Consider the following 15,638-nt stretch of genomic DNA (forward strand, 5'->3'; position numbering starts at 1 on the left):
AAGTTTAATTAAATTACTAATTGGTATATAAAGCAGCCATTGCTATGGAAAGAAAAATCCCAAGAACAAAAACAAACATACTAAAACCAAAATCATGTTGACTAGATTTTCTGTTTTCTATTTTACTATATCTGTGAATAGCAGATCTATAAACGAGCAATGGAATAGGTTCTAATTTAAAAATCCATTTAAAAAGTACACGAGCAATTTCTGTATATATAAAAATAAAAAGAGGCAAAATAGAAGTTATAAAGTCTGCATGAATTACAAGCCAAAATATACAAATTGCAAACCAAAATAAGGAGAAGTATAGATTCCGAAACTTCTCTGATAATGGAGTCGAAATCGGAACCCACCAAATAACTACAAAAACTATAGAACCTATAATTTTTAGAGCTTCTAAGTGAATATTATTAGACTTAAAATAATAAACAAGGGATTCCAAAAATATAATTAAGCTAAGAAAAACTATTTCATATAAAGATAATTGTTTTAAGAAAAATCCCAATTTTATATTTTTCAGGTTAAAAGTTTTATCTCGTTTCAAAGACATAGTTGAAATACAATTACGCAAAAAACAAATATGCCAAAGCAATTGCAGTAATTACTCCAACCAAATCAGCCAAAAGCATAGCAACAACTGTATATCTCGTATTCTTCACGGCTACGGCTCCAAAATAAACCGCAATCACATAAAACGTCGTATCTGAACTTCCTTGTAAAACCGCTGCCAATTTCCCCTGAAAACTGTCCGCTCCGAATGTTGCCATCGTATCAACCATCATTCCGCGCGCTCCAGATCCGGATAAAGGCTTGATTAATGCTGTCGGAAGCCCGTCAACAAATCTAGAATCAAGATTGGCTGCATTGGCGATCCATTTCATTCCGTCAATAATTACATCAAATACACCGGAAGTTCTTAAAAGAGAAATAGCGATCAACATTCCCACCAAATACGGAATAATCTTCACACACGTCCAGAAACCTTCTTTTGCGCCATCAATAAAAGCATCAAAAACGTTGATCTTTTTGTAAACGGCTCCGAGAATTATCGCGAAGAAAATAAAGAGAATCAATCCGTTACTTAAAATTTTGCTGAAAATATCTAATTCATCTTTGCTTAATTGCACCAGATAAACCACCAAAAGAGCGATCAATGCTGAAATTCCGCCAACGTAAGCAAGAACAATGGGTTTTAAAAGATTTATTTTCTGATATAAAGAAACAATAATCATTGCGGCTAAAGTGGCTGCAAAAGTGGCAATCATACACGGAAGAAAAATATCCGTCGGAGTTTTGGAACCCATCGAAGCTCTGATTGCAATAATGGAAACCGGAATCAAAGTCATTCCTCCTGCATGAAGGCAGAGAAACATAATTTGAGAATTGCTGGCTGTTTCTTTATTCGGATTTAAAGTCTGTAAACTTTCCATCGCTTTCAATCCAAAAGGAGTTGCGGCATTATCCAAGCCCAGAAGATTGGCGCTGAAATTCATCAGCATGTGTCCGAAAGCGGGATGATTTTTAGGGATTTCAGGAAATAACCTGGAGAAAAAAGGCTGAATAAAACGGCTTAATAAATTGATTCCGCCTGCCTTTTCTGCAATGCTCATGAATCCCATAAATAAAGTCATGATTCCGATCAGGCCAATACAGATTTCCACAGCAGTTTGTGAAGTTCCGATAACGCCGTCTGCTTCCTGGATGCGGTAAACTTTTACATTCTGTTGTAAAGAATCTGTCTTATAATGTATTCTGTTGTCTGCAAAATCAGGTTTTTTCATCAGGTTGTTTTTTACAACCGGAGAAAGTGTATTGATATTTTGTGTTGCAATTTGTACAGTATCGCCGCCATTTCCCACAACCATATCGTTGAAAATAGTTTTGTAATGGCTTGATGAGATGTATTTTATACTTGCAATAGCAATGGCGATGATGATGAAGGCTGACCAAATTCTGCTGAGAACCATTTATGTAAAATTAATTTTTAGAAAAGATAATAAATTAAATGTAAAAAAACTGAAACTTTTATTTTTTTGAACCATTAAGATTCTGTAAGCAGCTAAGAATATTAAGTCAAAACTTAACAATCAGAATGATTTATCTTAATTCTTCTTAATGGTTTAATCTTGAGATTTATTTTCTTTAATGTATACCAATTCACCTTCAAAATCATCATCCAGACTTTTCAGGACTTTTGCATTGGCTGTTTTCTTTTTCAATTCATCAATAAAAAAACTTTTCTCAAAAAACTGGCGATGAATTCCCGGAAGAATCTCCATGAAATAATCCATCCCGATTTTATTATTGTGAAGGTCCATTTTCGTTTCCAAAGGTTCATTGGGAAACAGTTCTTCATGCAGATCTGTAATTTTTTTACAGAAATCCAATGCTTTTTCAGGTGACGAAATCTTGCTGCAGTACATCATGATAAAACAACACCAAAGTGCATGTCTGAAAGCATTTCCTTCGCCATTTTTGGAAGCCGTTTCGGGATACAGTTTTTGTGCGATAGAAAAAGCTCTGGCCGTTGCATAAAAGCTTAAAATTGAAAAAAGAGGATGAGGTAAAACAGCAGATAAAAGCTTAAGAATTTTCTTAAAACTCATGCTTTTTATCGTGTTGAAAATTACTTTAAATGTCCTCATAAAATAAAAATCTCTCCCAAAATAGAGAGAGATTAAATATTGTTTACTTAATTTCTAAGCTTTTACTGTCAATAAATTTACAGTTTTAGAAACAATTTCTTTAATTTCAGTTCTTTTAACGATGAAATCTACAAAACCTTTTTCCTGAAGGAATTCCGAAGTCTGGAAACCTTCCGGCAAATCTCTTCCGATTGTTTCACGGATCACTCTTGGCCCGGCAAACCCGATCAATGCTTTTGGCTCAGCCATGATAATATCTGCGGTCATTGCAAAAGATGCGGTAATTCCACCAAAAGTAGGATCACAAAGATAAGCAATGTACAAAAGTCCTGCTTCTGAAAGCTGAGCCAGCTTTGCCTGAACTTTTGCCAATTGCATCAAAGAATAAGTTGCTTCCTGCATTCTCGCGCCTCCGGACTGACAAATAATCATATAAGGAAGCTTGTTTTTAATACAATAATCTACCGCTCTTCTGATTTTTTCGCCCATTACAGAACCCAAAGAGCCACCAATAAAAGCAAAATCCATACATGAAACGACCATTTCGGTTCCGTTTACGGTTCCTACGGCGTTTCTGATGGAATCTGTCAGTTTAGTTTTGGCTTTTACTTCTTTTAAACGGTCTGTATAAGATTTGGTATCTTTAAATTTAAGCATATCTATGCTCTCAACATTAGCATCTAGTTCAGTGAATTTTCCTTCATCAAAAAGGATGTCAAAAAACTCTGCACTTCCGATTCTTACATGAAATCCGTCTTCAGGAGAAACATAGTTGTTTTTCTTCAGTTCTTCGTGTTCCACGACTTTTCCTGATGGCGTCTGATGCCAAAGACCTTTTGGCACGTCTTTTTTCTCATCAGTAGAAGTGGTGATATTTTGTGCTTTTCTTTTAAACCAGTCGAATGCTGCCATTATGAAATTTTAGATTTTTGAATTTTGGATTATAGATTTTAAATTATTTAAGATTCAAAATCTATAAACCAAAATTTATAATTTATTTAAGCGTATTTACGTTATTTAAATCTTCAAATGCACGAACCAGTCTTTTAGAGAAAGTTTCTTCACCTTTTCTGATCCAAACTCTTGGATCGTAGAATTTTTTGTTCGGTTTTTCTTCTCCTTCAGGGTTTCCGATTTGCGTTTTCAAATATTCTACGTTGTCTACAATATAATCTCTGATCCCTTCTGTGTAAGCGAATTGAAGATCGGTATCGATATTCATTTTGATAACTCCGTACTCGATAGCTTCTCTGATTTCTTCTAAAGTAGAACCAGAACCGCCGTGGAAAACAAAATTGATAGGCTTCTCACCAGTTCCGAATTTCTCCTGAACAAATTTCTGAGAATTATCAAGAATTTTTGGAGTAAGAACCACGTTTCCTGGCTTGTAAACTCCGTGTACATTCCCGAAAGCTGCTGCAATCGTGAAGTTGTCTGAAATAGCTTTTAGTTTTTCGTAAGTATAAGCTACATCTTCCGGCTGAGTATATAATTTGGAATTGTCAACATCAGAATTGTCAACACCATCTTCTTCACCTCCTGTTACACCGATTTCAACTTCTAAAGTCATCTGCATTTTTGCCATTCTTTCAAAATATTCAGCAGAAACTTCTAGGTTTTCTTCTAAAGATTCTTCAGAAAGATCAAGCATATGAGAAGAGTAAAGAGATTTTCCTGTCTGCTTGAAGAATTCTTCGTTTGCATCCATCAAACCGTCGATCCAAGGCAACAATTTTTTTGCAGCATGGTCGGTATGTAAAATTACTGTTGCTCCGTAAGCTTCAGCAAGGGTATGAATATGTTTTGCGCCAGCAATACCACCTAAAATAGCTGATTTCTGAGCGTCATTGCTAAGTCCTTTTCCAGCGTTGAAAGATGCTCCACCGTTAGAAAATTGAATGATTACAGGTGAGTTTAGCTTTGCAGCAGTTTCCATTACTGCGTTTACGTTGCTGGATCCTATAACATTCACTGCAGGCAATGCAAATTTATTTTCTTTTGCATACTGGAAAATATCTGTAACTAACTGTCCTGTGGCAACTCCTGCCGGGAAAATTCTGCTCATGTTTTACTTTTTATAAAATATTATGATGTTTGAAAATTCTTGTAAAGGTAATAATTTTTGAGAAATTACTAATTTCTTTTGTCTTTTCCCCAAAGTAATTTTTGACGAATGGTTTCATAGAAACTTAAATTATTCGGCTGAACCAGCAAAATCTGAAAATCAGCCTTTTTAATGATGATTTCTTTATCAGTTTCAATATGAATTAATCTTGAATCCAAAGAAAGCGAATATTGCGGAACTCTGCTTTCCACTTTGAATTTTATTTCCACCTTATCATTTACTACCAAAGGCCTTACGTTGAGATTGTGCGGCGCGATCGGGGTGATGACAAAGTTTTCGTTATTCGGAGAAATAATAGGGCCGCCGCAACTCAAAGAATAAGCGGTGGAACCTGTCGGAGTTGATACAATCACGCCGTCGCCCCAGAAAACATTTAAAAACTCATTATTAATATATGAATCTACCGTTACCATTGATGTGGTTTCTTTTCTCGAAATGGTAACATCATTTAATGCATACGGGAAAAATTCGTCAGATCTTGGTGAAACAACTTCTATTACGGATCTTCGGCTGGTTTTTACATCACCTTTTAAAATAGCATCAAGCTCTTTGAAAGCTTCTTCTTTGGTAAAACTTGCCAAAAAGCCTAATCTTCCGGTATTTACACCAACGATCGGAATTTCCAAATCTTCAATGAAAGTTAAAGAATTTACGATGGTTCCGTCGCCGCCAAAAGTGAAAAAAAGATCAATTTCTTTATCAATAAGATCTTGTTTTGTACTGAAAGTATCAAAAATTTTTGAAAACTGAAGTGCTTCGGCCATTTCGTAAAATAAAACAGATTGTACGCCTCTGCCTTCAAGTTCAGAAATAAATTTGCTTAAATATAAAAAAGTATCAAGATCTTTTTTCTGAGAATATATGGCTGCCTTCATGTTATATTTCGATAAATTTTTGTAAAAACCCTAATCGGTCTTTGAAAAGATCTGTTTTTTCGTCAGAATAATATTTTTCAACGATTCTGTAATCATATCGGTCAAAAGTTGCATCAATGGAAGCCAAGTTTTCATTACTGATTTTTATGGTTACATGAATGAACTCATCAGACATAAAATTGATAAATCCGCCGTAGAATTTCGAATTGTTGCTTTCAACGATATTGGCAATTTCTGTCATAGAATATTTCCTTGCCGGAGTTTCTATCGTAAGAATTGCACCGGTTTCCGAAAAAAGAGGATATTTTGAAAAGGTCTGAAAAACATCATCACAACAGATATATCCAAGATATTTTTCGTTTTTATTAATGACAGGAATTACGTTTGCGTTAAAGGTATAAAACAAACGGATGCTGTCCATAATATTGTTGTCTTCAAGAATCGCAAAACGTTCTATCTGATGCTCAAGGTCTTTCAAAGTTCCGTCTTCTTCATAAAGAAAGTCTTTGGCAATGGCACCGTAAAAATGGCCGGATTTTTTGATAAAGATATGTGTATATCCGAAGGCTTCTAATGTCTCTCTTGCTGATTCGATAGAATCAGTCAGCTGAAAACACGGAAAATCTTTTGAGATATAGTCCTTGATAAACATTGTGCTAATTTATAAAATTTTAAATGAAACCTTCTTGTAAAACAAATATTTTTTTTCAAAAAGACGAGAAAAAGCCGTTTAAAAATTTGCCTGAAAAGAAAAATAAAGTATCTTTGTCGCCTTTCATTTTTACTTTTTATTAGATTTATTTCAAACTGCACTGTCTTTTAGGCACTTGCAGTTTTTTTATTTTTAGTATTTGCAGATTTTAAAAACTATTTTTTTTCGTTGCAATGTCTAATTTAAACGCAAAGTTCGCGAAGATCTTTTTTGACTACAAAATGTTTTTAAGATAAACAAAGGCGTTCCACTTAGCAAAGACTTCAAGGACTTAATTTTAAAAATAAATATTATTTAATTCTTAGAGCTTTTGCAAACTCCCACATCACGATTCCGCCGCATACACTTACATTTAACGAATGCTTGGTTCCCAATTGCGGAATTTCAATAAATGAATCAATATTCTGCAACGCTTCATCGCTGATTCCTTCCACTTCATTACCCAAAATCACGGCATATTTTTTTTCTTTATTAATGCTGAAATCTGTAATCATGCGGCTTTTTGTGGTTTGTTCGATTCCGATAATTTCAAACCCCTGACTTTTTAAATCATTGATTGTAACATTAATATCTGCTTCATGCGACCAGTCTACACTTTCCGTTGCGCCCAAAGCCGCTTTGTGAATCTCGCGGTGTGGCGGCTGTGGCGTGATTCCGCAAAGGATGATTTTCTGAACCAAAAAAGCATCTGCCGTTCTGAAAGTCGCGCCGACATTATGCATGCTTCTTATATTGTCTAAAACAACGACCAACGGAATTTTCTCCACTTTTTTAAAAGTTTCGACATCTATTCTGTTGAGTTCTTCCAGCTTTAATTTATTTACCAAAATATGATTTGTTTATTCTGTTATTATTTACGAATTCTTATTCTATTGCGGATTTCTCCGGTTATTTAATTCCCATGATCTGATGTACATTTTTTTCAATATTCTGAGCAATAGCTTCCATTGGAATGTCGTTTTCATCATTGTTGAAAGGATCTTCAATTTCTTCAGCAATAATTTCTAAGCTCATCAAAACGTAATATACAAAAACCGTCAGCGGAACCATAAAAAGACCAATATTGATCACATAAGCAACAGGCAAAGCCAAAACATAAAGAATAATAAATTTTTTCACAAAAGAAGAATAAGAATACGGAATCGGAGTGTTTTTTATTCTTTCGCACCCGCCGCAAACATCCAGAAAGCCTGAAATCTGGGTGTCTAAATACAGCATTTCAATATCAGACATTTTTCCTTCTTTTTTTAGCTGATGCAGTTTGTGAGTCAGAAAATAAACAATTTCTGTAGGCGCATGATGTTTTAAATGTTTTTCAATTTCAGAATAATCTTCGTCCAAAGCGAGTCTGGTAGATTCCTGAGAAAGATGTTTAGCTAAAAAGTGCGGAAAAAATTTCAGGTATTTACAAATCTGCTCACGGTTTTTCACATCATCTTCTCCTAAAATAGTGTTGATTTTTACTGCAAAATTTCGGGTGTCATTTACCAGTTTTCCCCAAAGCTTTCTCCCTTCCCACCATCTGTCATACGCTGTGTTGGTCCTGAAAACCAATAATAAAGACAATACAAAACCCAGCAAAGAATGGATCATTCCCACATTGCTGATTCCGGATTTTGAAGTAAGATGAAAATATTCTACTTCCAGATATTGCACGCCATAAGAATAAACTCCCACCAAAAGCATCGATGGAAAAAGTATTTTCAAAGTGTCGCTTTTGTGTAAGCTGAAAAGTATTTTGATGAAATGTTTTGTGTTGTAAACTCTCATTGGCGAATTGTGTGATGCAAAGATAAATTTTTATAAATTTCAAAAAAATAGTATTTTTATTTTGCATTAAATAATAAAACGAATGATCCTCCAAAATGTAGATGTAGTAAGTGATATTACAAAAGAAGATTTTCAGAAAAACTATTTCAGGAAACAAAAACCGCTTTTGATTAAAAATTTTGCGAGCCGTTGGGATGCTTTTGATAAATGGAACTTTGATTTTATTAAGGAAAAAGCCGGCGAACAGGAAGTTCCGCTGTATGACAACAAACCCGCAAATGCTTCTAAAAGTTCGGATGCCCCCGTTACGCACATGAAAATGAAAGATTATATAGACACGATAAAATCTAAACCTTCGGATTTGCGTATTTTCTTTTATATCATTACCGACAGGCTTCCTGAACTTCTTAAAAACTTCACTTATCCGGATTTGGGAATAAAGTTTTTCAAAAGGCTTCCGACTTTATTTTTCGGGGGAAGTGATGCTCATGTTTTGATGCATTATGATGTTGATTTGGGAGATTTTATGCATTTTCATTTTGAAGGAAAAAAAAGAATATTGCTTTTTGATCAGCAGCAATCGAAGTTTTTATATAAAGTTCCGTTATCCGTGCATACGGTTTATGATTTAGATTTTGAAAATCCCGATTATGAAAAATTTCCTGCTTTAAAATACGCAAAAGGTTACGAGATTTTTATGGAACATGGCGATGCGCTTTTCATTCCGGGAGCGTTTTGGCATTTCAACAGATATTTGGAGCCGGGCTTTTCAATGTCACTTCGAGCGCTTCCCAACAAACCTAAAGTTTTTGCCAAAATGTTGTATCATGTTTTCGTAATGAGATATACGGATAAAGTAATGCGGAAATTATTCAAATCCAGATGGGTCAATTACAAACAAAAGTGGGCGTATGAAAAAAGTTCGGAAGCTTTAGAAAAATTCCAAAGAAAATCTATAAAAAAATAGAGCTTATTTCCTACAAATGACAGAATTTATCCGAATGATTATGCAAAGCTTAAACAAATCAACTTGTTGATTCATCTTTGCTCCTTGATTATATGCTATTTTAAATAAATCTTTGCGTTAAAATAGTCAATCAATCTTTCAGTCCCGAGAAATCAGCGGGAAACTATTCTATATTTTTAAACGCCAGTTTTCCAAAGCGTTTTAATCCTTCTATTTTATTTCATACTTTTACCAACCTAAATTTAAGACAATATTTAATGGCAAAGGCGACGAAGAAAGAAACTCCTTTAATGACTCAGTACAATACCATCAAGGCGAAATATCCGGATGCGCTTTTACTATTCAGAGTGGGAGATTTTTACGAAACTTTTGGGCAGGACGCCGTTAGAACTTCACAGATTTTAGGAATTGTTCTTACCAAAAGAGCAAATGGCGACGGACATATCGAATTGGCCGGTTTTCCACATCATTCTGTAGATTCTTATTTGCCAAAATTGGTGAGAGCCGGGCTTCGTGTTGCAATTTGCGATCAATTGGAAGATCCGAAAACCGTAAAAGGAATTGTAAAACGTGGCGTTACAGAGTTGGTCACTCCCGGAGTCACTTTCAATGACCAGGTTTTAAATTCAAAAAAGAACAACTTCCTGCTTTCTCTTCATAAAGAAAAAGAAAAATTCGGAATCGCTTTGGTTGATATTTCCACGGGAGAGTTTTTAGTAAGTGAAGGAAGCTTGGAAAAATTGCTGCATATTGTCAATACTTTTGATCCGAGCGAGATTATTTATCAAAGAAGCGTTCAGATTCCGGAGCAGCTTAAAAACAAAAGCATTTTCAAGCTTGAAGACTGGGCATATCAATATAATTTTGCCTACGAAAAACTGACGAATCATTTTAAAACCAATTCATTAAAAGGTTTTGGCGTTGAAAACCAACCGCTGGCAATTACGGCTGCAGGAGCCATTTTTGCTTATTTGGTTGAAGATACGCATCATAATTTGTTGGCGCACATCACAAAGATTCAGATTATTCCACAGGAAGATTTTCTGATGATGGATAATTTTACGTTGAGAAATTTAGAAATCGTTTATCCGAGCAATCCGCAAGGAAAATCTTTATTGGATATTATTGATAAAACTTCAACCCCGATGGGCGGAAGATTGTTGAGAAGAAGAATTATTTTACCTTTAAAATCAGTCAATGAAATCAACAGAAGACTTTCTCTGATTGATTTTTTAAACGAAAATGAAAGTCTTAAATATGAAATTTGCCAGCTTTTAAGATCCATTTCAGATCTGGATCGATTGATGGGGAAATTGGCAGCCGAAAAGATTTCACCTAAAGAATTAGGTTATTTGCGACAAAGCCTGATTAATATTAAAAAAATTAAGGAATTACTTCATCCGCATGCCGATGTTTTGGCTTGGCTGGAACCTTTATATGATCAAGACGAATTAATAAAATGTCTTCAAAATCATTTGAATGACGAGCTTCCTGTAAATCTTGCAAAAGGAAATGTCATTAAAGAAGGTATTTCTGAGGAACTTGACAGATTAAGAGGACTTCAGACGAAAGGCCGTGGTTTTCTTGACGAAATGTGCCAAAGGGAAATTGAACGAACCGGCATTACAAGCCTTAAAATTGATTTTAATAATGTTTTCGGATATTACATTGAAGTAAGAAACACACATAAAGATAAAGTTCCGGGCGATTGGCTGAGAAAGCAAACGCTGGTAAACGCCGAACGTTACATCACGGAAGAATTAAAGGAATACGAAAGCCAGATTCTTGGCGCGGAGGAAAAAATAGGGGTTTTGGAGAATCAATTGTACAGAAATGTTTGTTCTGAAACAATGATTTATATTGATCAGATTCAGGAAAATTCGAATATAATTGCTCAGCTTGATGTTGCGGTCGGTTTGTCGGAATTAGCTGTTTCTGAAAGCTATACAAAACCTGTTTTAACGGAAACTTTTTCCATCGACCTGAAAGAAGCACGACATCCGATTATCGAAAATGCGCTTCCTTTAGGCGAAAAATATATTCCGAATGATATTTATTTGGATAAGGATTCTCAACAGATTATCATGGTTACGGGACCGAACATGGCTGGTAAATCCGCAATTTTACGCCAAACTGCAATTGTTTGTTTAATGGCACAAATCGGAAGTTTTGTTCCTGCTAAACATGCTGAAATAGGGATTTTAGATAAAATTTTCACAAGAGTTGGTGCAACAGATAATATTTCTGCAGGCGAATCAACTTTTATGGTGGAAATGAACGAAGCGGCGAATATTCTGAATAATATCTCTGAACGAAGCCTGATCTTATTGGATGAAATCGGTCGTGGAACGTCCACTTACGACGGAGTTTCCATTGCTTGGGCGATTGCGGAATATCTTCATCAGCATCCGACGCAGGCAAAAACTTTATTTGCGACGCATTATCATGAATTAAATGAAATGACCGTGAATTTTGAGCGTGTGAAAAACTTCCACGTTTCAATTCAGGAGAATAAAGGAAATATTATCTTTTTAAGAAAACTGATTCCGGGCGGAAGCGAACACAGTTTTGGTATTCATGTTGCAAAGCTGGCCGGAATGCCGTCAAAAGTCGTCAACCGAGCCACAGAAATTCTGAAAACTCTCGAAGCAAGCCGTTCTCAAAATAATTCTTCCGAAAGCATCAAAAAAGTGACTGACGAAAATATGCAGCTTTCTTTCTTTCAGCTGGATGATCCTGTTTTGGAGAATATTCGTGAAGAATTGACGAAAATAGACATCAATACTTTGACACCAATTGAAGCCTTAATGAAGCTGAATTCTATTAAAAAGATGATTGGAGGTTAATTATATTTTTTTGCAGACAACGGAAAACTATAAAGATAACGCACTGGTTTTCCGTCTTTTGTTGCCGGTTTCCATCTTATAAATATTCTTCTGACACCCAACTCGGCTGCCTCAATATGCTTTTTGTCGCTTCCTGTTGCCGCAACATTCCTTACATATCCGTTTTTTTCGACGATAAAATAAATTCGTGTGTCTAACTTTTGGTTTTGTTTCATGTCAATTGTCGGCATGTTTTCAAAAAACCTGCGGCTAAAAACATCAAAACCACCCGGAAATTCAGGTTTTGTATCAGCAGATAAAACGACATCTTTCATATTCATTTTCTTTTGCAGGATTTTGTAATCGGGGCTGTTGTATATCGTGTTCTGAACCACATCCTGATTGTTTTTTTCCTGAGAAAAAAGTAAAACACTAAAAAATATTGCGAATAAAAAAATCGTCTTTTTCATTATTTAAGGTTTAGAAATACATTAAAAATTGCGAAAAGTTGAGCAAAGATGGTACCAACTCAATACTTAGAAACTAATTTAAATATTGCTTTTCATAATGTAGTTTCAGCAAAAATAAGTTATTTAAAAGCTAAATTATCTAATTGATCCTAAAATTATTAACAAAGTTTAACAAATTGTTTATCATTAACTTATCGATCGTTTTTAGTAATTTTGAGAATGAAAAATTTTTTAGGATTATTAATTTTAATATTTGGGCTGTCTTTTTATCATGCGCAAGGCCAGAAAGATATTTCGATGATAAAATATGAAGAACTGGAAAAACGTATTGAAAAAGAAAAAGATAAAACTTTAGTTGTAAACTTTTGGTCTACAACTTGTGCGCCTTGCGTGAAAGAGCTTCCGCACTTTATGGAAGTCAACGAAAAACATAAAAACAATCCTCAATTTAAGATGCTTTTGGTTTCTTTGGACCGTGCAAAAGATAAAGAAAGAGTTCTGAATTTCATTAAAAATAAAAATCTAACCGCAGAAGTTGTTTTGCTTGACGACATCAAAAGAATGAATACTTGGATTCCTAAGTTCGAAGAAAATTGGGACGGGAACATTCCGGTGACGATTTTCTATAAAAACGGTAAAAAAGCGCACTTTAATGATGGAGAAATGAGCAAAGAAGAACTGGAAAATACAATCAATAAAAATTTATAATAATATGAAGAATTTAAAAACTTTAATAACAGCTGTTATATTCGGTCTCTGTATGCTGAGTTTTACGGCGACAGATAAAAATAACAACGAAGAGCCAAAACAGAAAAAAACTGAAGCCAAAGGCTATAAAGTTGGTGACGCCGCTACAGATTTTAAACTAAAAAATATTGACGGAAAGATGGTTTCTTTAAGTGATTTTAAAGAAGCAAAAGGCTTCATCGTGATTTTTACATGCAACCATTGTCCTTACGCGAAAAAATATGAAGACCGGATTATAGAGCTCGATCAAAAGTATAAACAAAACGGATATCCTGTCATTGCAATCAACCCGAATGATCCGAATGTACAGCCGGAAGACGATTTTGAGCAAATGGTGGGAAGAGCAAAAGAAAAAGGTTTTACCTTCCCGTATTTGGTAGATGAAGGGCAAAAGATTTATCCGCAATATGGAGCCACCAAAACTCCGCATGTATTTATTCTGCAAAAACAAGGCGATAAAAACATAGTGAAATATATTGGTGCAATAGACAACAATTATGAAAATCCAGATGATGTTTCGGAACATTATGTACGAAATGCACTTGACGCATTGATTCAGGGAAAGCCTGTAAAACAGGAAAAAACAGTTGCAATCGGATGTACAATTAAAGTGAAAAAATAATTTTATAGAATTAAATATTCAACGGAGCGGGCTTTAGCCCGCTTTTTTCAAACAACAGCTTTGGACTTTTAAAATGATGAAATTTAAATTTAGCCTGAAATATTTTCTTTTAACGCTTCTTATCTTCTTCATTGAAGTCCTTATCGCAACAAAACTTAAAAACAGTTTTTTTATCAGAGCATATCTGGGCGATATTATTGTGGTGATTCTTGTGTTTGCTTTCGTTAAAAGTTTTGTAAAAATAAATGATCAAAAGTTGATTTTAGGCACTTTCTTGTTTTCCTGTCTCGTTGAGTTTGCTCAGTTTTTCAATGTTGCAGAAAAGTTGGGTTTCCAGCCTGGAAGTGTGATGTATATTGTGATCGGAAATTCATTTTCCTGGATTGATATTTTGTGTTACGCAGTGGGATGTATATTGCTTTATGTTTATTATCAAATACAAAAGAATTTCAAAAATAATTTAAATTGAAGATGTTTTTAGACTAAAAGCATTTAATAACTTGTGCTTTAATATGCGTTCAGTTTGTCATTCTGACGAAGGAAGAATCTAAGCAATGATATTAGAGATTCTTCATTTTCACTTCGTTTCATTCAGAATGACAAGTGTGATATTTTAAAAATCATTTGGAATTCAAATCCTGCGCAATCAGCCATGCTTCGCTCCAGCAAGCCTGAAAATTGAATCCACCGGTTACAGCATCAATATTTAAAACTTCACCTGCAATATAGAAATTTGGAAGAAGTTTTGAAGACATATTTTTAAAATTAATTTCCTTTAAATCTACACCTCCGGCGGTCACAAATTCATCTTTAAAAGTCGATTTTCCGGTCACGTTAAACTTTTTTTTACATAAATTTTCCAAAATCGCATGCATTTCTTTTCCTGAAATATTGGCGATCTGTTTATTAAGATCAACCTTTGAAACTTCCAAAATTCTTTGCCAGAATCTGTTTGTCACTTCAAAAATTTTAGACTGCCCGATTGTTTTTTTCGGATTTGAGACTTTAAAATTCTGAAACAATTCTTCTGCATCGTCAATATCTTTTGAAATAAAATTGACTTCGATCTCGAAATTGTATTTTACTTTCGCCAAATTTATTGCTTCCCAAGCTGAAATTTTCAATATTGCAGGCCCGGAAAGTCCCCAATGTGTAATGAGCAAAGGCCCACTTTCTTCCGTTTTTAATTTTGGAATAGACGTTTCTGCCATTTCAAAACTTGTTCCAGCTAAATCTTTTAACAAGTCATCTTTAATATTAAACGTAAAAAGCGATGGAACCAAATCAATAATTTTATGCCCCAAATTCTGAATCATTTTTAATGATTTCGGAGAACTTCCCGTTGTGTAAATCACATAATCGGCCGGGAAATCTCCCAAACTTGTTTTTACGACATATTTTTCGTTTTGCTTTTCAATTTCTTTTACCGAGCATTTTGTTTTTACTTCAACATTTTTCTGCTGAATTTCGCTCTGAAAAGTATTGATGATTGTCTGTGAAGAATTGCTTTCCGGGAAAACCCTGTTGTCATTTTCTATCTTTAACGAAACTTTTCGTTGATCGAACCATTCCATTGTGTCGCCCGGCTGAAATTTTGTGAAAACGCTCAATAATTCCTTATTTCCGCGAGGATAAAACTGAACCAACTCTTTCGGATCAAAGCAGGCGTGAGTGACATTGCATCGTCCGCCTCCGGAAATTTTTACTTTCTGAAGAACGTCTGAGTTTTGCTCGAGAATTGTAATTTTATATTGGGTTTCGTCGAGATTTGCTGCACAGAAAAAACCTGCCGCACCGCCTCCGATAATGATAATTTGTTTCATAAATATGTAATCCTATGCTGAAGATTATTTTTCCAAAAGTACAATTTTTATAAA

At 34.6% G+C, this 15,638-nt stretch carries 16 protein-coding genes; 5 read left to right on the forward strand and 11 right to left on the reverse strand.

Annotated features, from left to right (window positions below; all coding sequences use genetic code 11):
• Positions 1 to 16 precede the first annotated feature (16 nt).
• The 9 genes from AC6CHK_RS01905 to AC6CHK_RS01945 all read right to left on the reverse strand — a co-directional run bounded on the left by AC6CHK_RS01905 (position 17) and on the right by AC6CHK_RS01945 (position 8,130).
• A complete protein-coding gene (locus AC6CHK_RS01905; RefSeq protein ID WP_498093014.1) occupies positions 17 to 547 on the reverse strand; it encodes a hypothetical protein in 531 nt (176 codons plus the stop codon).
• A gap of 19 nt (positions 548 to 566) precedes the next feature.
• A complete protein-coding gene (locus AC6CHK_RS01910) occupies positions 567 to 1,970 on the reverse strand; it encodes a nucleoside recognition domain-containing protein (RefSeq protein ID WP_498093016.1) in 1,404 nt (467 codons plus the stop codon).
• Positions 1,971 to 2,123: 153 nt separating this feature from the next.
• Positions 2,124 to 2,648 carry a DUF6973 domain-containing protein gene (locus AC6CHK_RS01915; RefSeq protein ID WP_498093017.1) on the reverse strand — a complete coding sequence of 175 codons (525 nt, stop codon included), beginning with the start codon at positions 2,646 to 2,648 and terminating at the stop codon, positions 2,124 to 2,126.
• Positions 2,649 to 2,702: 54 nt separating this feature from the next.
• Positions 2,703 to 3,560: an acetyl-CoA carboxylase, carboxyltransferase subunit beta gene (gene accD, locus AC6CHK_RS01920; protein ID WP_498093019.1), complete on the reverse strand. Its 858-nt coding sequence runs from the start codon at positions 3,558 to 3,560 to the stop codon at positions 2,703 to 2,705.
• An 82-nt stretch (positions 3,561 to 3,642) separates the two neighbouring features.
• Positions 3,643 to 4,713 carry a class II fructose-bisphosphate aldolase gene (gene fbaA, locus AC6CHK_RS01925; protein WP_498093021.1) on the reverse strand — a complete coding sequence of 357 codons (1,071 nt, stop codon included), beginning with the start codon at positions 4,711 to 4,713 and terminating at the stop codon, positions 3,643 to 3,645.
• A 68-nt stretch (positions 4,714 to 4,781) separates the two neighbouring features.
• Positions 4,782 to 5,648 (reverse strand): NAD kinase, encoded by an 867-nt coding sequence (locus tag AC6CHK_RS01930; protein WP_498093022.1) that lies wholly within the window; start codon positions 5,646 to 5,648, stop codon positions 4,782 to 4,784.
• A gap of 1 nt (position 5,649) precedes the next feature.
• Positions 5,650 to 6,300, reverse strand: coding sequence for a CBS domain-containing protein (locus AC6CHK_RS01935; RefSeq protein WP_498093024.1), 651 nt, complete (start codon positions 6,298 to 6,300; stop codon positions 5,650 to 5,652).
• Positions 6,301 to 6,650: 350 nt separating this feature from the next.
• Positions 6,651 to 7,187, reverse strand: a complete 537-nt coding sequence (locus AC6CHK_RS01940) for an RNA methyltransferase (RefSeq protein WP_498093026.1) — start codon at positions 7,185 to 7,187, stop codon at positions 6,651 to 6,653.
• 61 nt (positions 7,188 to 7,248) lie between these two features.
• A complete protein-coding gene (locus tag AC6CHK_RS01945; protein ID WP_498093028.1) occupies positions 7,249 to 8,130 on the reverse strand; it encodes a bestrophin family protein in 882 nt (293 codons plus the stop codon).
• Between the two features lie 82 nt (positions 8,131 to 8,212).
• On the opposite strand from AC6CHK_RS01945, the gene AC6CHK_RS01950 reads away from it, so the two are divergent.
• Positions 8,213 to 9,097: a cupin-like domain-containing protein gene (locus AC6CHK_RS01950; protein WP_498093030.1), complete on the forward strand. Its 885-nt coding sequence runs from the start codon at positions 8,213 to 8,215 to the stop codon at positions 9,095 to 9,097.
• Positions 9,098 to 9,354: 257 nt separating this feature from the next.
• Positions 9,355 to 11,943, forward strand: a complete 2,589-nt coding sequence (gene mutS, locus AC6CHK_RS01955; protein WP_498093032.1) for a DNA mismatch repair protein MutS — start codon at positions 9,355 to 9,357, stop codon at positions 11,941 to 11,943.
• Here the strand turns inward: mutS and AC6CHK_RS01960 are convergent.
• A complete protein-coding gene (locus tag AC6CHK_RS01960; protein WP_498093034.1) occupies positions 11,940 to 12,392 on the reverse strand; it encodes an energy transducer TonB in 453 nt (150 codons plus the stop codon). The two genes, mutS and AC6CHK_RS01960, sit on opposite strands and share 4 nt — an antisense overlap.
• Before the next feature lie 219 nt (positions 12,393 to 12,611).
• On the opposite strand from AC6CHK_RS01960, the gene AC6CHK_RS01965 reads away from it, so the two are divergent.
• The 3 genes from AC6CHK_RS01965 to AC6CHK_RS01975 all read left to right on the forward strand — a co-directional run bounded on the left by AC6CHK_RS01965 (position 12,612) and on the right by AC6CHK_RS01975 (position 14,230).
• The gene (locus AC6CHK_RS01965) at positions 12,612 to 13,100 is read left to right on the forward strand and encodes a TlpA family protein disulfide reductase (protein WP_498093036.1); all 489 of its coding nucleotides are present in this window, start codon (positions 12,612 to 12,614) and stop codon (positions 13,098 to 13,100) included.
• A gap of 4 nt (positions 13,101 to 13,104) precedes the next feature.
• On the forward strand, positions 13,105 to 13,761 hold the full coding sequence (locus AC6CHK_RS01970) for a thioredoxin family protein (protein ID WP_498093038.1): 657 nt from the start codon (positions 13,105 to 13,107) through the stop codon (positions 13,759 to 13,761).
• Between the two features lie 76 nt (positions 13,762 to 13,837).
• The gene (locus AC6CHK_RS01975; RefSeq protein WP_498093871.1) at positions 13,838 to 14,230 is read left to right on the forward strand and encodes a ribosomal maturation YjgA family protein; all 393 of its coding nucleotides are present in this window, start codon (positions 13,838 to 13,840) and stop codon (positions 14,228 to 14,230) included.
• A 151-nt stretch (positions 14,231 to 14,381) separates the two neighbouring features.
• Here AC6CHK_RS01975 and AC6CHK_RS01980 read toward each other — a convergent pair whose 3' ends face one another.
• Positions 14,382 to 15,584, reverse strand: coding sequence for a BaiN/RdsA family NAD(P)/FAD-dependent oxidoreductase (locus AC6CHK_RS01980; protein ID WP_498093040.1), 1,203 nt, complete (start codon positions 15,582 to 15,584; stop codon positions 14,382 to 14,384).
• Positions 15,585 to 15,638: the final 54 nt, after the last annotated feature.

This window comes from Chryseobacterium sp. GQ58, from assembly GCF_059758895.1.